Genomic DNA, 15,586 nt, shown 5'->3' on the forward strand with positions numbered 1-15,586 from the left:
GCTATTGTCTAAGGTAAACCGGAATTCTGACATAAATTCATCCATAAAATTAGTTTTAGGAAGAACTCAATCAATTTTTTCCATTCACAAGCTCTTCCCCTAAGCAAAGATGAATTAGAAGAATTCTTGCATTTTAGAGACAATCATTGCTGGGAAGGTCTAGACGCACAAACCAAAAATCCAGTCGCAGGCCACGGTAATCTTAGACAATAGCCATTTCCTACAACAGATGAGTCAATTCCCATTGACAAAAGTCTAGACAAGATTTCTAATGTCAGGGGCTCGGGGCCTGGTATTTTGACTCCTATGCTTAGGATACCTAATGAAAAAGAATACGGGCGTGGGACTACAGGACTGCTAAATTTTCTAACGATTTTAATTTGGCTTCAAATAGGCAAAAGAATTTTCGCGAACTGTATGTGGAGGCTAACTCAATATTACATAGTTTTGCCAAGGATCTTAAATTGGGCCATGGGAGTTCTTTTCAGGATACCATTGATCTCTTGTAGCTTGTTATGTACGTCACGACTGCTGATCAGTGTCATTAGGTAGATATTTACATTACTATTAACAGAGTTCACGTAGAGGAAACCGCAGAGGTCACAATTGAGGAAATGTATGGTCTTTTTGAGAGGAGAGGCCCAAAATCGGATCTGGAGCGGAAGTGTATTGCCGAAAAAGTTTCTTAGCCGAAAGTTCGATTCTGCAACAACACGAGACAAGAAATAGTATCCCACACTTTCCTGAACAATAATACTTAAATAACTAAAATAGATTAAATATTTCATTGGACAATATCAGAGATGTACTCCAAGAATTTGTGGAAAATAATCCATTTTATTTAGGATTATTTAAAGATAAACTCAAGTTAATAGATAAAAGTAAAAATGCTGTGGTCTATATTAAAAGAGTTGTCAAAGATTCGACATTTTTATTTACAAGGGCTGATGGGTCTTTTTTTAGAAATTTACTTCTTGTAAATGACGTAAAGAACATTGAAATTATTGAAAATAACAATAATAGATGGAAAGACTTGATAATAAAAATAAATAAAAAGAAATTTAAATTGATCTCTTATAGAATAATTTCTTCATTCAACGATGATACAAGATTTAATAAAGATGCCCCCTTCCTACCAATTGATTACAATGGTAAGTTTACCGAGAAACCGAAACATTTAGAGGTCCCCATATCAGAAATGGGACAATTTATTGAGGAACGCTGTCGTTTCTGTGGGGGAAATGGAACCAAGAAAATTAAAGAAGAAGAATACTACGATGTAGACTACAGGATTCCTGGTGATGAAGATAACAGAATATATAAAAAAACTAAGACTAGGACGGTAGAAAGAAACGTAACATGTGATGAGTGCAAAGGAAGGGGGAAGTTCCTTCGTTATTTTACCGATCTTGTTCCTCAATATAATTCACAGTCGGATGAATATTACTTAGAAGTTCAGGAACTGCTCAATAGGTACAAACCGAAAATAGATGCTTTTAATAATTATATAACCCCACTTTATAAAAATCTGATTTATATCAATGATATGATCAATAAGATGAGGGCTATAAATACCAGTAATTGACTATGCCGGTAATTTCTGTTTTTATTAGATCTCTTTAAATGTTTGGACCTAAAATGAGATCAAAATGAAATTGTTAGATATACATAGTATTATCTGACTTGTGTCCACCGCAGTCAAGGATCAAGATTTACGGCCTTGAAAGGCAATAGATCATGAGCGAGATACCGGATGGGGAACGGAACTGATAATAGATTTGAAAATCGATCTTGGCATATCACGTAAAAAGGTTTGAGTCAAGGTTTCAATGACCACGAAACCCATAAGGGCGATCTCTCCGATCCTGAGGATCGTGATGAAAATGTGGCGAGGACATGAGAAAGGTCCAGGTGTACTTGGTTCACAAATAAACAAAACACGTAGAACTATATGCACCTTCTCGGCAGTGACGTCCAGAGCAAGATCTATGACCCCCTACGGCAGGTTTTGGGTTCATGATTTTTTTCGAAAATGAGGAAGCAATCTCTCTATGACCGAAAGGACATACAATTTTGAAAATAATCAAATTGCGTTTGTTACAGGTGGGCGCACTGGGATTTGAACCCAGATCTACGGGTCTCTTCCCGGTTCATAGTTCCAGTCACTCATCATAAGATCAGTTGACCCATAGCTAATCACACCCTGACTGGAGCCCGTTAGGATACCTGACTACCCCATGCGCCCTACATCTTGTTGGCCTTTCGTGCTCTCTTTAGTCTTCTGATTCTTTTCTTTCGCCATTTCCAACGCATATTACCGCGTTTTTTCCAGTCCCTTGAACTTCTCTTCAATATTTCACCCCAGGCTTGATTCCGAAGAATCGAACATGGTCTAAGCTTCATTTGAAATAAAGCGTGCCTCCATATTGCCTATGATTATTTATAACTATTTTTTAAGTCAAACGGTTTCAATAGTAAATCCAGTTTGCACATAATCCATACGACACAACCTGTTCGCCAAAGTTTATTTACCCTGTTATTCTAATTGGAACGTGAAGGAAGAGGTTGACCAGTACATCAAGAAGTTCCTCAGTACAATGCCATCTGAGGACCTGTATTTCGATGCCATACGTGAAATAATGAAAGACATCATCAAGGAATACATCAAGAAAAAGATCAATGAAAGCGAAGGGCTGAAGAAAGAAATCCAGGAAGTGCTCAGGGAATACTTGGAGGCCAGGCTCAAGGAGTATGATTCCATGGCCAAGATGGCGAGAGTAACAGCCAAGATAGGCGTGGCAACAGCTCCGCAGTCCATAAAGGATGAAGCAATGACAGATTTCCTTTCATCTTTTCAGAAAGAGATCGAAGAGATTATCCGAAGGACACTCTAGTCTTCGCCAAATTTTTTCACAATCGTGGTCCTGGAATAAAGATCAAACATCGTCAGCCTGGATGGGTTGGGGCTGAAATTCATCATTTTCTGGTATTCAGTCTGCGATTGCCACGTGGACGAGTTCACGTACCTTACGCCACGGTAATTGCCGAGCGCATGGGAATGCACGTGTCCGGTTATGAATATATCCGGGACCTCTTCTATCACGTGGTAGTCAATCGGACTGGGTATTAGTGGTGTTTTACCACCATATTTAGGAGCGAGATGCCTTCTCTTTAGGATTTCCTCTATTGCCTTGCCAATCGTCTCGAAATTCGCACCTGGGACAAGCTCAACCATGTCGTTCAGCGACATGCCATGGTATACGAGCACATTTTTTCCCTCCATATGTAGGGTTGTTGGATTTGGAATCAAGTTGACATTTCGGCCGAGCGAGCTTGCTATTTTCTGCGAGAATACAGGCTGTGGCTCAGCCAGTCTCACGCTATCATGGTTTCCAGGCATAACGAATACCGAGATGTCTTCTGGGATTTCAGAAAGATATTCTCCAAGTTTGGCGTACTGCTCAAAAGGGTTCATTATTTCAAGGTCATCTTCCTGGGATGGGTAGACGCCTATGCCATCCACCACGTCTCCGCTGAGTATGAGGTACTTCAGGTTTGCAGCTTCGCCGGAAGAGCTCTTTATCCAGGAGATCATTCTCCTGAAGTCATCTTTCCTGAATGTCTTGCTTCCCACGTGAATATCTGAAAGTGAGGCGACATATAGCGGTTCCCTTGAGGTTTCATCAATCATCCTGAATGGGATATCGGGTCTTATGATCTCATTTGCGAAGATTACGGGGTCACCCATTCCGTTAGAAAGGTTTCCCACTATACCAATGACTTCATCCTGCAGTATCAGTTCGTCCGCCAGGTTCTTCCCTTTCATAAGGATTACGCTTATACTGTCCTCCAGGTCCTCCACCACAATTCTCTTGTGGCCATTCCTTGTCCTGTCAACAGATGATACCATTCCTACAAACTTTACTTCGCCTGCAGCCTTCTTAACGCTCCTTATGTCAGTGGTACCCCTCATAGAGCTGGAGGTGGCAATGATCTTGCTCAACTTGGTGTACTTGCTGACAAAATGGGTCCTGAAATCGTCAACCGAACTGTTGACTTTCAGATCGGGTATCGACACCTCAAAGTCAGATGGCGGTGGTTTTATAGCACCAGTCATTATTCTCTTCACAGCTTTCTCATCGACATATCCGACGCTAACAATATCTTCTGATATAAGCCTGGGTATTAGATCACCAAGGCTCCTGCTCAGGATCATGTCAAGGGCTTCTGGCGAGACAAGCAGTCCATGCTTGGCGAAGTACTCAAGAATTGAAACCCTGTCCTGAAAAAGCAAACCCAATCAGGACATTAACGCCCGCGAATTTAAAAGCGTGTTGATTTGTGTGGAGCTATTTCACATTTAATATCAAGACTTGGCAAAATACAGCGCAATGACATCAGACCAGCGACAGCGATGAAACAGAAATGTGAAATATACAAGTGAGATTTGCTCCGGTGCTCAAGGCTTCTGACATTATGGGTTTTCTGGCCATGTCTTCCTTCTGGGGGCTGAATTATATAATGGTTAAGATAGCCCTGGGTTATGAACCCCCGCTTTTCTTTCTTCTCTTCCGGGTCATGTTCGCAGCTGCCTTCTCCTTGGTTCTCCTCAGGGGCAGATTTGAATTTCCCAAAGATCTTCAGACAAACGTGAGGTTGGTCATACTCTCAGCACTGAACATCACCGTATTTATGGGGCTATGGTTCCTTGGTGAAGGCACAGAAACCGCCTCCATATCATCTATCCTGGTATACACCTACCCCATATTCTCGATCATATTTTCCACCATATTCCTGTCCGAAAAGATTAGGCCCATGACCATCGCCGGTTCCATCTTTGGATTTGCAGGCATTATTCTGATCTTCGTTGATCAGTTAGCCATAAAACCGGGAATCGGGCTTGTTCTTCTCCTGGCATCGGCGATAAGCTGGGCTGGCGGAACCATATTCTACAAGAAATATGTGCACACCACGCATCCCGCAATGGTGAATTCTATGCAGTATCTCTATGCTTTACCTTTCATTCTGATATGGGCTTTTTCAACAGAGAGCTTCAATGTCAGCGGCATTACCTGGCAGTTCATTCTCATAAGCCTGTACGTCGGCATATTTGGAACCGCAATTGCGTATTTCATATACCTGAGGCTATACAGGCAGCATTCGGTGTCCTCAATCTCCTCATATTTCTTCACGGTACCGGCCCTTTCCATACTGTTCAGCTATCTCATTCTCGGGCAGACGGAAACACTGTTCACGTACATTGGTTTCGCATCTGTGGCCGCTGGAATATTCCTCACTTCCAGAAGCGAAAATCGTAACGAGGCAGTGGGCAACAACCAGTAAAACTATAATATGGAACGTTTATTTCCATCAATGAAGAGCCTTTCCGAACTTTGCAATGAAATCAAGAATTGCAAAAAATGTGATCTACAGTTTTCGAGGAAATGGCCAGTATGTGGTCTCGGAGGTTCACAGTCATCCATAATGATCGTTGGCGAAGCTCCAGGGGCAAAAGAAGATGAAATGGGCAAACCGTTTGTGGGTAGGAGCGGGAAGCTGCTCGATGAAACTCTCATGTCGGCAAAGATACCGAAGATCAAGGTTTATTTGACCAATTCCGTGAGGTGCAGACCGAAGGTTGGTGAAACGCCAAAGAGATCTGAGATCAGGGCATGCTCTCAATATCTTGCGGCTGAAATAGAGTCTGTGAGACCAAGGCTCATAGTACCCATGGGAAACTCAGCACTAAATGCTGTGGGAGAAATTCTGAGAAACAATTTCGGCAAAGTTACTGAGGTTTCAGGAACTATTTACTACTGCAGAAAGTCCTTTATCGTTCCACAGTTTCATCCTGCCGCGATCCTCAGGAATCCAAAAAGGAAGGTGAAGTTCACAGAAAACTTCGAGAAAATAGCTCATCTTTCACAGGACTTGGAGATAGACCCGCTTGATGATGTTGTAAGGAGATATGATGTCAAGATCATATCGTAAGATGAGTCCGGGATACTATCCTATGCATACCTAAATCTGATAATTCTGGTAGTTAGGCGGTTCTGTGAGGACCCTTATGTCATGTGGATGGCTTTCTCTCAGTCCGCTTGATGTGATTTTTATAAAGCGGGAGTTTTTCCTGAGATCGTCAATATCCTTCGCTCCAGAGTAACCCATCCCGGATTTTAATCCACCCACAAGCTGGAAAAGAACTTCATGCACTTTCCCTCTGTACGGAACGGCACCCTCGACGCCTTCGGCAACGAACTTGTTCTGGCCCAGCTTTCCGTATCTGTCAGATGCCCCTTTCTGTATAGCCCCTATGGAACCCATGCCCCTGTAAGATTTGTATTTCCTTCCATTGATTATCATTTCTGCTCCCGGGCTTTCATCGGTTCCAGCGAAAAGCGATCCGATCATGACTGAATTTGCCCCAGAGGCAAAGGCCTTGACTATGTCTCCTGAGTATCTGATTCCACCGTCGGAGATTACTGGCACTCCATGCTTTTCAGCCACATCAGCTACTTCCGATACTGCAGTCAACTGGGGAACTCCGATTCCAGCTATTATCCTGGTTGTACAAATTGATCCAGGCCCAATCCCGACCCTGAGACCATCCACATTTAGGGAAATCAGGTCTTCTGCTGCTGTTCCCGTTGCTATATTTCCCGCAACCAGATCAACGTCGATGCTCTTTCTCATCTTCTTTACACTTTCAAGTACATTTTGATTGTGGGCGTGAGCAGTATCCACGACGATCATGTCCACGCCCTCCTTCTCAAGGTTTATCGCACGGTCAATATCAAATGGCCCCACAGACGCAGCAACCATCAGTTTTCCCTCTTCGTCTCTTGTCGCATCCGGGAATCTCTCTCGTGTGAAAATGTCTTTTGCGGTTATAAGGCCAACAAGCCTTCCCTTGGCGTCTATGAGAGGAAGCTTCTCGATGCGGTTCTTGAAAAGGATCTCAGTGGCTTCCTTGATTGAAATGTTGTCATGGGCGGAGATAACCTTGCTCACCATGATATCTGACACACTCTTCTTACTCGAATCGGCGAACTCAATATCCCTCTTGGTCACAATTCCAACCAGTTTTTCTCCACTGACTACGGGAAGGCCCCCGATGTGTTTATTCCTCATTATGCTCCTTACGACCTCAAGAGGCGTATCAGGATCGACTGTGTGGACGTCCCTGATAATAATAGATTCTTCCCGCTTAACCTGCCTTACCAGTAGAATCTGTTCGTTTGTTGACATGTTCCTGTGGATCACGCCGATACCGCCGTATCTTGCCATTGCAATAGCCATCTCAGCCTCCGTTACGGTATCCATTGGAGAACTTAATATCGGGACTTTGAGCTTTATGTTTCTGGTCAGTTGAGATGATACATCAACATCCCTGGGTTCAACAAAAGCTTTGGATGGTATCAGCAAAACGTCGTCGAAAGTGAAACCTTCTTTCACCTTCTGGAACTTTTCCTCAAACATGTTACCGTTAGGCAAAAGTGATAAATAAAAGTGACGTAAAATCAGCTTTTACCTAAAACGTTCCTGCTCACGTAATCTATGGTGTCCCTCACAGATCTGTTGAAATCATATCTTATATACCGGTAATAAGCTTCTACAATACCAGTGGATACGCCAAGAGCCTCTACGGTTTCTGATACGGAAACTTTCCGGGATTCCGGTGCCCTCCTGACACTGTCCTGCAGGACTTCAAAGTCTTCCGCCGGAAAATCACGATCCTTCCTGTATACAGACACCGCATAAACCGGCGGCTTTGAATACAGCCTTGAGAACTCATATCCTACGTCGAGAAGTATCCGGTCTGTTCCTGAAAACACCCTAATGGCTTCGTCACCTATGATAAGCGCGTGATCCGCCTCGGAAAGAAGATCAGCGGCCGTGGTCTTTGATGACGCCATTTGGCTGTATGAAAACCCGAGTTTTTCAAGAACCCGCTCAAGATAAAATTCTGTTGTCCTCGTGTGGGATGTGACAGCGATCTTCATGCCATTGTAAAGACCACCACCATTGGATATCAGAAGAGTTGAAAGTGTGTTCGAAAGTGAATGAATATTCGCGGTTTCCATAATTCCAAGTTCACGGTTGTTTTCGAGATATGAAACAAGTGATACCATTCCGCAATCCAATCTTCCATCCAGCACCTGTGAAAGAATGGCTTTGGGATGATCTCTAATGAAACTGCCGCTCTTAAGGGATCTGGCGAGAGGGTCAGAATGTCTGAAATTGATGAGTCCTATCATCTTGATTTATCACCGTTCCGCAGTATCAGGAATATCTCATGATGTTGTAGAACGTATCTCTCTGTGCCGGAATTTTGCCTGCCTCCCTGATGAGATGATCGAGTTCCTCTGACGTAGTAACCTCACGGCGGTCAGTTGCGCCGAATATCTTCTCACTGTACGCGGTGCCAACAAGATCGCTGCCGCCGCCGTTAAGCGCGACCTGGGCCAGCTCTTTCCCTATGGAGACCCAATAAACGCTAATATTCCTGATGTAAGCGCCAGCGATTATGCGAGCCATTGCAATAACCTTGAGATCTAGCTCCCCGGATGCAGGCATCTTCACCTTACCCATCTTCTGCAGGGGCGTATTGTCCGGGCTGAATTTTAGGGGAACAATTGAGAGAAATCCTGGCTGGGAAATCTGGCTGTCACGCAATTTCACGAGGTGGTCAATGATGTTGCCAAATGTTTCCACATGGCCATATGTGATGGTCGAGTTACCCATGATGCCCATGCTATGAATGATCTGGGCATCCTCGAGCCATTTCTCTCCGGATATCTTCTCCTTCGTGGTTACAACCTTCCTCACTTCAGGATCAAATATCTCCGCTCCACCTCCAGTGTGAGCGTCCATTCCAGCTTCATGTAACCTTGAGACAAGTTCCCTGATGGAAAGCCCGTGGATCCTCGCTATGTAGTCGATCTCCGGTATGGTCAGGGCTTTTAATGTGATTTCCGGCATCTCATGCTTGACCGTTCTGAAAATACCTTCGTAATATTCAACGGGAAGGTATGGATTGAATCCCCCGACAATGTGGATCTCAGTGGCACCTATGCCCTTGGCTTTCTGCATTTCTTTTCTGACATCCTCGAGGCTCAGTTCATAACCTCTGTCTGTTTTCCCCCTGAGCTTCGCTGGGACATAGAAAGCACAGATTGGGCATGATGCGGCGCAATAGTTTGAATAATTGATATTGTAGGAAATGGCGTAAGAGACAACATCCCCCACCTGCGCAGTAGTTAACGAATTGGCAAGCGTCATCAGGTCATATAGGGAAAGGTCTTCCATCAGGCGCCCGCATTCCTTTGGTGAAATGAGTGGATCGTTTCTGAGTGTTTCTTCCCAGTACCTGTAGCGATATGCCTGGACCGTTTCCATGTCTCCAAAATTGGCTATTAAGTATTAACTGTTTCCATTTCCTCCCACTTTGCTGGAAGTTTCCGGCGTGTATATTATGAAGATTAGGGGCTGTCTCAACTAAGAAATTGTTAATAGCGCGTTTAAACTGAAGGATCATATGATATCTTCCCCACAGACGCTGAATCAAATAGCGGAGAAAGTCAAAAACGGTGAAGATCTGGACCGTGAAGACATAATCTTCATGTACGACGAAGCGGACCTCAACATGCTCGGGAAGCTGGCCAGATCCATAACTGATGGAATAAGCGGCAGGAAAGTTTCCTTTGTTTCCAACATGATACTGAATTATACTAACATATGCAACGTGAGGTGCAATTTCTGTGCATTCTACAGGACCGGAAAGGAAAGTGATTCATACATCCTTACAAAGGAGCAGGTGATTGAAAGGATCAGGCCCCTATACGAAGACGTCGGCATTACGCAACTCCTGATCCAGGGAGGGGTTAATCCCGATCTAGATCTTGATTACTACACGAAAATGTTCGACCTGATTCACCGAACCTATCCAAGGCTGGGCATACACGGGCTTTCGACCTCGGAGATAGCGTTTATCTCTAGGAAGTCAAAGATGAGTGTCAGCGATCTCCTAAAAGTGCTTGTCAAGAGCGGCATGGAAAGCATCCCGGGAGCCGGGGCAGAAATTTTCTCGGACGAAGTCCGCAAGGTTCTCGGCAGGCCACTTGGCAGCGGCAACCAGTGGCTTTCCATAATGGAAGAAGCACACAAGTTAGGCATCAGGACCTCCTCAACCATGATGTTCGGGCATGTGGAGGAGAGCAGGCACAAGGCGGATCACCTTCTTTCCATACTGGCATTGCAGAAGAAATATCATGGGTTCCTCTCCTTTACCCCCTGGAATTTCGAGCCGGGAAACACGAAACTCCAGGAAACTGCTGGCATAAGGTACAGGGTCGGAGGAATGGACGTCCTGCGTAACATCGCTATAGCGAGGATAGTCTTCAACAGAGACCTTCCTGTTATACAGAGCTCCTGGCTCACGAATGGGATTCAGATGGGACAGATGGCTATTCTGTTCGGTGCAAACGACTGGGGAGGAACAATATACGATGAAAAGGTTATACCGGCAACTGGAAAGCCTGTGGGAAACCTAAGGAAGGACATAATTATTAACAGCATAAAACAGATAGGCATGATACCGGTAGAGCGAGACAATATGTACCGCAACATTGCTGCCGGCGACTGAAATTAGATGGATGAGAAGTATGGCGTAGAAGGCTTTGTCTCAGACCTGCCATGCATAGATGGCCGAATTAAGGATTCACCTGAAGATTTCATAGTAGAAGAAATACCGGTTGAAATGCAGAGGGCGGACCCAGGGAAATTCCTGATACTCAAAGTAAGGCTTCGCGAGTGGGATACGAATCGGTTTCTTATAGAGCTGTCAAGGCAGCTGGGCGTAAGCCGCAAGAGGATAACTTACGCAGGAACAAAGGACAAATTTGCCGTTACAACACAGTATTTCTGCATAAATACTGAGAGCAAAGCAGAAACATTCAAGGCAGCCGATGCTGAGATACTGGACTCTTTCAGGTCTGATCACATGATCAGGCTCGGAGACCTGAGAGGCAACAGATTCACGATAAGGATATCGGGAGAAAACGAACCAAGCGATCTTTCAGACGCCATAATGCCAGTTTACGAACAGGTGAATGCTAGGGGAGGTTTTCCCAACTTTTTCGGGCCACAGAGGTTTGGATCAATAAGATCAAATACCCATACCATAGGAAAGCTGCTCGTGAAAGGCGAATACGAATCCGCGGTCCGAAGGTACATTTACGACCCGGATTATGATACAGATGATTTTCGCGTCCAGTTCAACATTCACAACGATCCTGTGCAGGCGTTGAAGGAGTTCCCGTTGCATCTCCATTACGAACGTTCTCTTCTGGGGTACATGGCAGAACATGGTGGTGCAGAAGGCGCATTTTCAAATCTCCCCAAGAATCTGTCTATCATGTTTGTTCATGCCTATCAGTCGTATCTGTTCAATCGCATGCTTTCCATGAGGCTGGGGATGTTGGGTAATCTTGCCACAGCCGTTGAGGGGGATTTTGTGTTGCCTGTAGACCGCCTTTTCAATCCTGCGGGAGACCCGGTAAAGGTCACTCGCTTTAACATCGATAAATTGAATTCAATGGCAGTCCAAGGGAGAGTGAGGCCTCTCATGCAGCTTTTCGGCTACCATAGCGAGTTTACAGGGGGCGAGACTGGGGAGATTGAGCATAAAGTTCTGGAGCTGGAGGGGGTTGACCCGAGCGAATTCTTCATAAAGGGGCACCCTGAACTCTCCTCCACAGGGTCCAAGCGCGTAACGTCATTCATGCCTGCCGATTTCTCTATTTCCTCTGGCAGAACCCTGACTTTCTCACTGGGAAGGGGAATATATGCCACTTCCCTCACTAGGGAAATATTGAAAAAATTCTAGATTAATCCAACCTTTTGCAGTTCCTTCTTTACCTTGATGACTGCCTGCTCAATCTCACTCTCTTCCTTTGCGCCTGTGCAGACAACCTTTCCGGAACCGAAGAGAAGGAGGACGACCTTTGGCTCCTCAACTCTGTACACAAGGCCAGGGAACTGCTCAGGTTCATATTCGACGTTTTCAAGCCCGAGGGACATTGCTATATCCGTCAGGTTAAGGTCTGCCTCGAGATCGTAAACTGCCACTATATTTTGCACGACTATCTCAGGATCATCATATACCTCAATGCCAGCTTTCTTGAGCCTCTGTATTATTGTGTGGATAGTCAGTTGAACATTGGCCAGATTCTTTGCGCCCGTGCAGTTTACTTTCCCGCTTCTAAATATGAGAACCGCTGTCTTTGGTTCCTGTAGTCTGTAAATTAATCCTGGAAACTGTTCTGGTTCGTACTCAGATCCGTCAAGTGCAAGCGCAATCCTGCTGAGGTCAAGATGCTCCGCCAGAGAAGTTGATGCGACAATATTTTCAATTGTAATCTTTTCTCTCTCACTCATAAAATCACTACCGAGCTTATTTAAAGTATATATATAAAGGTGTTTCACCCTGATTTGTTTTATCCTGGAATTCAGTTATACAGAAATCCAGCGCAATTACATATTCAGGGCTTCCCTGGCTTCATCAGACATCATGCTTGGGTTCCATACCGGTTCCCAGACAAGTTCAACATCTGCCGCCTCAACTCCCTCTATGTTTTCGACAACTCTCTGTGCTTCTGCCAGGATCCATGGAGTAACAGGGCAGGTGGGTGCAGTCATGGTCATTTTTATGTAGACACGATCACCGTTTACTTGAACATCGTAGACAAGTCCGAGATTAACTATATCCATACCTATCTCAGGATCAGATACCACCTTGAGCTCCTGCAGTATCTCTTCCTTTGTTACCATATTTTTCTCACTCACCGATTAATAAATTTCCCGTACTTAACCATTATCTCACAGTCGAGAAAATAATTCAGGGTAATAGTCCGGGGAGAATCTCGGTACAAAAGCATTTCTCACACTCTCTCTGATAAGCTCTTTCCTAGTCAGCCTGTCTGCGGATATCTTTCCCACAATACCTCCGGCTTTTCCAATGTCTGGCGTTACGTAAAGTCTGGAAAAAGCTCCGGATTCTGTCTCTCCGCGTTTGACCAGATCAACCACGTTGTCAGGAACCTGGAAACCGCTGCTTGATCCAACAGTGATTCGGCTGAATCTGTCAACTACCGCACACATGTGCACGTCGATGTAGGTCGAGTTTATCCTGTCATATAGAAGACCGGATTCAATACCAATGGAGTAATCAAAATCGTATAATCCATCTATTGCGCGCTTAGTCGCCATTCTTGCAGTATCATCACCAAAGGGCTGTTGCGTCGGCAATGTATATTCCGTGTATTTTCTGACAGTGACTTTACCCATAAAGGAGGAAAGGTAATCCCTCACAGTATCTGCTTTTAGATCGTTTTCAGTGGTCACCGATATCCTGACGGGGGAAATTCTATGGCCTCCAGTATTAATCTCCCCTGCATGAATTCGCGAAGAACTGATTGGAAAAAGATCATCGGCGAGAACATAGGGGACCACAATTATCCTCATTGGCAATAGACCGTTTCTCTTTCTTCGGGTATTTATATCAATCGCGGATCTCTCTGTCTCTTTCGACACTACGATACAATCGTATTCCTTAACTGTATCCGCGTTGCCTCTCCTCGAATCTAGCGGCAGAATCTCGTAGTTGTCTGTCATTTTTTTCATAAAGGCATCAAGGATAGCCATGCGTCTTGTAAACGAAGGTGTTTTGTACTCCTTATTTCCGGCAGTGTATTTATCCGTGGTGAGACCGATAATGACCTTTTCCCCAGTCCCTATAGCAGTTTTAAGAAGAAGCTTATGACCTTTATGCATCCTGCTGAATGTACCACCGACAAGCGTTACCATTCAGCACATAATCGGATGTTTGACATTAATCCTTCGCAAAGGAAAAGCTCTGGCGTATCCACGTCATCTCATTCTTAAGCCATCTCCCACATTGACCGAGAAATCGGATCGATGGTCAGCGCGACGCGGAAATTTTTCGCTCTCTGAAACATGGATCGAAAGATTAAATTAATACCGCTCATTTTTAGTTGCGTAAAAAATGAGTCTCAGAAGCCAGATGAAAGTGAATAGGAGAATGATTTCAGCATTCCTGACCGGACAGGCGCATGATCTTTACGGTCTAGTTGGTATCGCACTGTTCGCCATGGTAATATTCTTCTTAACATATGGAAATATTGCGATAAGTGTTCTTTCTATATTGATAGTCGGATTCTCATTTGGAATACTCGTGGACCTTTGGGCCCACGGGTTCACGCATTAGGTTATTTTGCTTCTACGAGGCTTTCTTCTTCACGTATTACTCTGGCCAGCCTTTCTATTGCAACCCTTATCTGTTCATCCTCAGGATATGTGAAGTTCAGCCTCATGTTGTTTTTCTTCTCTCCCTTGGGGTAGAATCCTGAGCCACTCACGTATGCAACGTTGTTCTTTATTGCTTTCGCTACCATGGCCGTTGTATCTATGTTCTCGCTTACCGTAGCCCACACAAACATTCCACCATCCGGTTTGGACCAGGTTGATCCCTCCGGAAAGTATTCGTCAAGCGCCTTGAGCATAACGTCAAGTTTTCGCCTGTAAAGTTTCACAGTCTTTGGTACCTGCTTAAATATTATCCCACGTTTTACGTACTCGTATGCAATGTACTGCGAGAAAGTGCTTGTGGAAAGATCAAGGGCCTGCTTCAGGAGGTTCAATTTTTCGTATATCTCGATAGGTGAGATCGTGTATCCAAGCCTGAGCCCAGGGCACATAACCTTGGAGAACGTGCCGAGGTAGGTCACATTTCCGTCTTTGTCCAGGCTTTTGACGCTAGGAATTTTCTCACCCCTGTATCTTAGTTCGCCATAAGGGTTATCTTCTATTATGGGGATGCCGTATTCATTGGAAATCTCGATCAGTCTCTTTCTCCTGTCCAGGGACATCGTGTACCCGGCAGGGTTCTGGAAGTTCGGGATCGTGTAGATGAATTTTGGTCTGATTCCTTTGGCTTTGAGGCTCTTGACTTCCTTTTCCAGAATATCTATCCTCATCCCGTTTTCATCCATAGGTATCCCATGCATGTCCACACCGTTTGCGTTAAATGCAGATATCGCCCCGACGTAGGTAGGGGCCTCAGTTATAGCGACCTCTCCAGGCGTAACAAGCACCTTTCCAAGGGCATACAGAGCCTGCTGTGATCCTGAAGTTACAATGATACCTTTCTCATCCGAATCGATGTTCTCGGTGGTCTTTACCAGTTTTTTTATCTCCGTCCTCAGTTCATTCAGGCCGCCGGTATTTCCATACTGCAGGGCGTATTTCCCGAAGTTCTTCAAAACATCATCAGTGATTTCTTGTATTTCAGCAATTGGAAACGTTTCGGGGTTTGGCATTCCTCCGCCCAGTGAAATAAGATCAGGCGATGACGCGTACTTCAAAAGTTCTCTTATCTCTGAGGGTTTCATGTATTTGACAATCTCAGAAAATCTGAAATCCATGATTATCAATCCGGATATTGCCAATGCTCTAATAAACATACCTTCCTGTAGAATATATACAATTATGCAGATCATCTGAAGTA

General features: G+C 44.6%; 15 protein-coding genes and 1 tRNA gene. 7 read left to right on the plus strand and 9 right to left on the minus strand.

Features of this window, described 5'->3' with window-relative positions:
* The first annotated feature begins 787 nt into the window (after positions 1-787).
* Positions 788-1,585 carry a hypothetical protein gene (locus tag QW597_01945; protein ID MEM0155350.1) on the plus strand — a complete coding sequence of 266 codons (798 nt, stop codon included), beginning with the start codon at positions 788-790 and terminating at the stop codon, positions 1,583-1,585.
* A 519-nt stretch (positions 1,586-2,104) separates the two neighbouring features.
* Here the strand turns inward: QW597_01945 and QW597_01950 are convergent.
* A tRNA-Trp gene (locus tag QW597_01950) sits at positions 2,105-2,245 on the minus strand.
* Between the two features lie 307 nt (positions 2,246-2,552).
* On the opposite strand from QW597_01950, the gene QW597_01955 reads away from it, so the two are divergent.
* Positions 2,553-2,894, plus strand: coding sequence for a nitrite reductase (locus QW597_01955; protein ID MEM0155351.1), 342 nt, complete (start codon positions 2,553-2,555; stop codon positions 2,892-2,894).
* Here QW597_01955 and QW597_01960 read toward each other — a convergent pair.
* Positions 2,891-4,300 (minus strand): DNA-directed DNA polymerase II small subunit, encoded by a 1,410-nt coding sequence (locus QW597_01960; GenBank protein MEM0155352.1) that lies wholly within the window; start codon positions 4,298-4,300, stop codon positions 2,891-2,893. The two genes, QW597_01955 and QW597_01960, sit on opposite strands and share 4 nt — an antisense overlap.
* A 155-nt stretch (positions 4,301-4,455) precedes the next feature.
* Here QW597_01960 and QW597_01965 point away from each other — a divergent pair, with 155 nt between their 5' ends.
* On the plus strand, positions 4,456-5,343 hold the full coding sequence (locus QW597_01965; protein MEM0155353.1) for a DMT family transporter: 888 nt from the start codon (positions 4,456-4,458) through the stop codon (positions 5,341-5,343).
* 30 nt (positions 5,344-5,373) lie between these two features.
* Positions 5,374-5,991, plus strand: a complete 618-nt coding sequence (locus QW597_01970) for a uracil-DNA glycosylase (GenBank protein MEM0155354.1) — start codon at positions 5,374-5,376, stop codon at positions 5,989-5,991.
* 30 nt (positions 5,992-6,021) lie between these two features.
* Here the strand turns inward: QW597_01970 and guaB are convergent, their stop codons facing one another.
* The 3 genes from guaB to QW597_01985 are packed head-to-tail and all read right to left on the minus strand — an operon-like array spanning position 6,022 to position 9,399.
* Positions 6,022-7,479: an IMP dehydrogenase gene (guaB, locus tag QW597_01975; GenBank protein ID MEM0155355.1), complete on the minus strand. Its 1,458-nt coding sequence runs from the start codon at positions 7,477-7,479 to the stop codon at positions 6,022-6,024.
* A gap of 41 nt (positions 7,480-7,520) precedes the next feature.
* On the minus strand, positions 7,521-8,258 hold the full coding sequence (locus QW597_01980; GenBank protein MEM0155356.1) for an MqnA/MqnD/SBP family protein: 738 nt from the start codon (positions 8,256-8,258) through the stop codon (positions 7,521-7,523).
* Positions 8,259-8,283: 25 nt separating this feature from the next.
* Positions 8,284-9,399 (minus strand): radical SAM protein, encoded by a 1,116-nt coding sequence (locus QW597_01985; GenBank protein MEM0155357.1) that lies wholly within the window; start codon positions 9,397-9,399, stop codon positions 8,284-8,286.
* A gap of 139 nt (positions 9,400-9,538) precedes the next feature.
* On the opposite strand from QW597_01985, the gene QW597_01990 reads away from it, so the two are divergent.
* Positions 9,539-10,645 carry a CofH family radical SAM protein gene (locus QW597_01990; GenBank protein MEM0155358.1) on the plus strand — a complete coding sequence of 369 codons (1,107 nt, stop codon included), beginning with the start codon at positions 9,539-9,541 and terminating at the stop codon, positions 10,643-10,645.
* 6 nt (positions 10,646-10,651) lie between these two features.
* Positions 10,652-11,887: a tRNA pseudouridine(13) synthase TruD gene (truD, locus tag QW597_01995; GenBank protein ID MEM0155359.1), complete on the plus strand. Its 1,236-nt coding sequence runs from the start codon at positions 10,652-10,654 to the stop codon at positions 11,885-11,887.
* On the opposite strand, the gene QW597_02000 is transcribed toward truD, so the two are convergent.
* The 3 genes from QW597_02000 to QW597_02010 form a co-directional block, all read right to left on the minus strand.
* Positions 11,884-12,438, minus strand: a complete 555-nt coding sequence (locus QW597_02000) for a TATA-box-binding protein (GenBank protein ID MEM0155360.1) — start codon at positions 12,436-12,438, stop codon at positions 11,884-11,886. The two genes, truD and QW597_02000, sit on opposite strands and share 4 nt — an antisense overlap.
* 96 nt (positions 12,439-12,534) lie before the next feature.
* Positions 12,535-12,831, minus strand: a complete 297-nt coding sequence (locus tag QW597_02005; GenBank protein MEM0155361.1) for a metal-sulfur cluster assembly factor — start codon at positions 12,829-12,831, stop codon at positions 12,535-12,537.
* A 48-nt stretch (positions 12,832-12,879) separates the two neighbouring features.
* Positions 12,880-13,866: a pantetheine-phosphate adenylyltransferase gene (locus tag QW597_02010; protein ID MEM0155362.1), complete on the minus strand. Its 987-nt coding sequence runs from the start codon at positions 13,864-13,866 to the stop codon at positions 12,880-12,882.
* 199 nt (positions 13,867-14,065) lie between these two features.
* Here QW597_02010 and QW597_02015 point away from each other — a divergent pair, with 199 nt between their 5' ends.
* Positions 14,066-14,287: a hypothetical protein gene (locus tag QW597_02015; GenBank protein ID MEM0155363.1), complete on the plus strand. Its 222-nt coding sequence runs from the start codon at positions 14,066-14,068 to the stop codon at positions 14,285-14,287.
* A 1-nt stretch (position 14,288) separates the two neighbouring features.
* Here the strand turns inward: QW597_02015 and QW597_02020 are convergent, their stop codons facing one another.
* Positions 14,289-15,578 carry a PLP-dependent aminotransferase family protein gene (locus QW597_02020; protein MEM0155364.1) on the minus strand — a complete coding sequence of 430 codons (1,290 nt, stop codon included), beginning with the start codon at positions 15,576-15,578 and terminating at the stop codon, positions 14,289-14,291.
* Positions 15,579-15,586 lie beyond the last annotated feature (8 nt).

The sequence above is a fragment of the Thermoplasmataceae archaeon genome (assembly GCA_038729425.1).
Lineage (GTDB): Archaea > Thermoplasmatota > Thermoplasmata > Thermoplasmatales > Thermoplasmataceae > B-DKE.

Coding starts and splice junctions, on each gene's coding strand:
- QW597_01970 (MEM0155354.1), top strand. CDS start 5,374: ATGAAGAGCCTTTCCGAACTTTGCAATGAAATCAAGAATTGCAAAAAA.
- guaB (MEM0155355.1), bottom strand. CDS start 7,479: ATGTTTGAGGAAAAGTTCCAGAAGGTGAAAGAAGGTTTCACTTTCGAC.
- QW597_01980 (MEM0155356.1), bottom strand. CDS start 8,258: ATGATAGGACTCATCAATTTCAGACATTCTGACCCTCTCGCCAGATCC.
- QW597_01985 (MEM0155357.1), bottom strand. CDS start 9,399: ATGGAAACGGTCCAGGCATATCGCTACAGGTACTGGGAAGAAACACTC.
- QW597_01990 (MEM0155358.1), top strand. CDS start 9,539: ATGATATCTTCCCCACAGACGCTGAATCAAATAGCGGAGAAAGTCAAA.
- truD (MEM0155359.1), top strand. CDS start 10,652: ATGGATGAGAAGTATGGCGTAGAAGGCTTTGTCTCAGACCTGCCATGC.
- QW597_02000 (MEM0155360.1), bottom strand. CDS start 12,438: ATGAGTGAGAGAGAAAAGATTACAATTGAAAATATTGTCGCATCAACT.
- QW597_02005 (MEM0155361.1), bottom strand. CDS start 12,831: ATGGTAACAAAGGAAGAGATACTGCAGGAGCTCAAGGTGGTATCTGAT.
- QW597_02010 (MEM0155362.1), bottom strand. CDS start 13,866: ATGGTAACGCTTGTCGGTGGTACATTCAGCAGGATGCATAAAGGTCAT.
- QW597_02015 (MEM0155363.1), top strand. CDS start 14,066: ATGAGTCTCAGAAGCCAGATGAAAGTGAATAGGAGAATGATTTCAGCA.
- QW597_02020 (MEM0155364.1), bottom strand. CDS start 15,578: ATGATCTGCATAATTGTATATATTCTACAGGAAGGTATGTTTATTAGA.